Consider the following 2,931-nt stretch of genomic DNA (forward strand, 5'->3'; position numbering starts at 1 on the left):
TTAACCATTTTACGGGCTTACGCAGCTAACAATAAAATCGTGTTCGTGCTGCGCACCGGACGCCTACGGCGCCGCACATTTTGGCGTTAGCTGCTCATTTTTTGCTCTGGCTTAAAACTGCAGCTGAAGCATTTTTACCTGCAATTTTTGCCTGTTCTCTATCGCCTGTTGTTGATAGAATTTCATAATAAGCCTTCTGGTAAGCCTTCTGGTAAGCCTTCTGGTAAGCCTTCCTTTTATCTGATTGTTGGTAAGCCTTATATTTCTCTGATTGTTGGTAAGCCTTCTGGCAAGCCTTATATTTCTCTGATTGTTGGTAAGCCTTCTGGTAAGCCTTATATTTCTCTGATTGTTGGTAAGCCTTCAGGTAAGCCTTCCTTTTATCTGATTGTTGGTAAGACTTCCTTTTGTCTTGTTCTGTGATAACCGTTATCGATTTTGACGGATTTTGCTGCGTAGGTTCATCTGAATCACGATTAGTATTTAATAAAAAAACATCTTGGTATTGAAATATTATTTCATCAGATTTTTTAGTGCTATTTCCACTTCTCAAGCCAGGATCAAAGCTATAAATTTTCCGTTTTGTAAATTCAGGTAAATGATTGAATTTGCCAACTATCTCGGTTGATTTCTTTTTTAGTGAAAGATCCAAGGGATGTTCATTATCTAGAACAGATGTTTTTCTTTTAGGGTTCAGGCTATATGAACGTGATTGTTGCTGTTTTTCTATTAACTTATCAGCAATTTCATTTACCCTAWGAGATTTATAAGAATATTCTTGTGTAAGATTATATGAGTGCATRCTCGTKTACTATCTGTAAAGTTCAACGCTTTGACAACTGCTTTGCAATGGAGTTCAGATTTTGAGTGCACGCAGCTAACAATAAAATCGTGTTCGTGCTGCGCACCGGACGCCTAAGGCGCCGCACATTTTGGCGTTAGCCGCCACAGTTCTGTTTCAGGTTGAAATCATCAACATTTTTTGTGCGGATGCTTTTGGGTTTGTACAGCATGATTTGGTCAGTTCAAACTTTTCGATTCCGCAACGCCAGCGTCGAGAAAGTACAATGTTGATTTTTAAATTTCCATGGCGACGAGTAGTTTTTAAATCGAGTTTCTGAGAATTATCCCGAACCATTAAAACTTGAGATTTTTGTCTTGCGGAAGCTGGCGATCAAGTTCGGTAGAAAGTAATAATCAATCACTTTTTTATGTGAGCAATTCTCAGAGCGCCAGCGCAGATAAAGTACAATGTTATTTTTATTCGTTCATGGCGAAGAATAGTTGTAATTTGAGGTTTTTGTTCGGCGGCTGCTGGCGAGTTGGTTCCGTGTAAACTTCTTCAAAGTTATTTCGGGTTCTGTTTTGTCTTAAGAATTTTTGCTCTTTTGTTTTTCTGGTTTTGTACCTGACAAAGAGAAGTTGCTGCCAGGCCGGTGCAAAGCAGGAAATATTTTACGAGCAAGGTCGGCTAACAAAAAAATCAAGTTCGTTCCGCTGCGTTGCAGCTCCACCGGACGCGGCTGGCGCCGCGCCGCTTATTTTGGCGTTAGCTGCTGTGTTTCTACCAGAGTCGCAAACCTGATGGTTTTTCAGCGTGGGAAGTTTTTTGGTCTGTTCTATCGAAAAGCTCATAAGAAATCGGTAGTCTTCGTTTTGCATGCTGGCGTGAGAGTTTTGTCGTATATTCCTTCTTTTATGCCAGCGTCAAAATCGTAGTTTGCTGTTTGTTTTTCCCAAGCTGGCAGGCGGTAGCGTACTAATTTCCTTTTATAGCGCCAGCGCAGAGATCAGTTTCCATTCCATCTTTTCTGTCGGGCAGTTGGTGGGGAATGGGGCAGGTTTTCTGTAGCGTGCAAAGTTTCAGGTTTTATGCAGTCCAGACATTTACATTGCCGTAAACATCAAGTAGTCAAACCCTCTGGCTCAAACTGTTTCGAAGTATTTTGGTTTTTCGTGGTTATCAGCAACGTTCAAAATCTCTGGTGGTAAATCTTCTGGTTTTTACTTTGTCGCCAGTCGTATTTGCTTCAGGTTTTCGTCACAGTTCAACCATTTTACGGGCTTACGCAGCTAACAAAAAAATCGTGTTCGTTCGCTGCGCTCACCGGACGCGCCTGAGGCGCGCCGCACATTTTGGCGTTAGCTGCTGTGTTTCTACCAGAATTGCAAGACTGAGAGTTTTTGCTCGTTGCTAGTGCAAGGAAGCGTTAATACCCATACCGTTCGCACTGAGCGGAGTCGAAGTGTGGTGCTTTGATCCTTCGACTCCGCTCAGGATGAACGGGGATGTATGTCTTATAACGCTTGGCTGCACTAGTTTATTTGTCCTGTTTCTGTCTAAAATTGCTGAAGAAATCAGTAAGCTTCGTTGTGCAGCTGGCGTGAGAGTATTGTCGTTTATTCCTTCTTTTATGCCAGCGTCAAAATCGTCGTTTGCTGTTTGCTGTTTGCTGTTTGCTGTTTGCTGTTTGCTGTTTGCTGTTTGCTGTTTGCTGTTTGCTGTTTGCTGTTTGCTTATCCCAAGCTGACAGGCGGTAGCGTGCCAATTTCCTTTTGTCACGCCAGCACAGAGATCAGTTTCCATTCCATCTTTTCTGTCGGCCAGTTGGTGGGGAAGGGTGCAGGTTTTCTGTAGCGTGCAAAGTGTCAGGTTTTATGCAGGGCAGGAAGTTACATTGTCGTAAACATTAAGTAGTCAAACCTTCTGGCTCAAACTGTTTCAAGGTATTTTGGTTCTGCGTGGTTTGCAGCACCGTTCAAAATTTCTGGTTGTAAATCTTCTGGTTTTTACTTTGTCGCCAGTCGTACTTGCTTCAGGTTTTCGTTACAGTTCAACCATTTTACGGGCTTACGCAGCTAACAATAAAATCGTGTTCGTGCTGCGCACCGGACGCCTACGGCGCCGCACATTTTGGCGTTAGCTGCTGT

The 2,931-nt window shown here is 42.7% G+C and carries 2 protein-coding genes; both read right to left on the reverse strand.

Annotation, left to right across the window (positions count from 1 at the left end):
• Positions 1-94: 94 nt before the first annotated feature.
• On the reverse strand, positions 95-802 hold the full coding sequence (locus tag AKL11_RS23885) for a hypothetical protein (protein WP_067522821.1): 708 nt from the start codon (positions 800-802) through the stop codon (positions 95-97).
• 1,392 nt (positions 803-2,194) lie between these two features.
• Positions 2,195-2,587, reverse strand: a complete 393-nt coding sequence (locus tag AKL11_RS23895) for a hypothetical protein (protein WP_067522826.1) — start codon at positions 2,585-2,587, stop codon at positions 2,195-2,197.
• Between the last annotated feature and the right edge of the window lie 344 nt (positions 2,588-2,931).

The sequence above is a fragment of the Endozoicomonas ascidiicola genome (genome assembly GCF_001646945.1).
GTDB classification, from domain to species: domain Bacteria; phylum Pseudomonadota; class Gammaproteobacteria; order Pseudomonadales; family Endozoicomonadaceae; genus Endozoicomonas; species Endozoicomonas ascidiicola.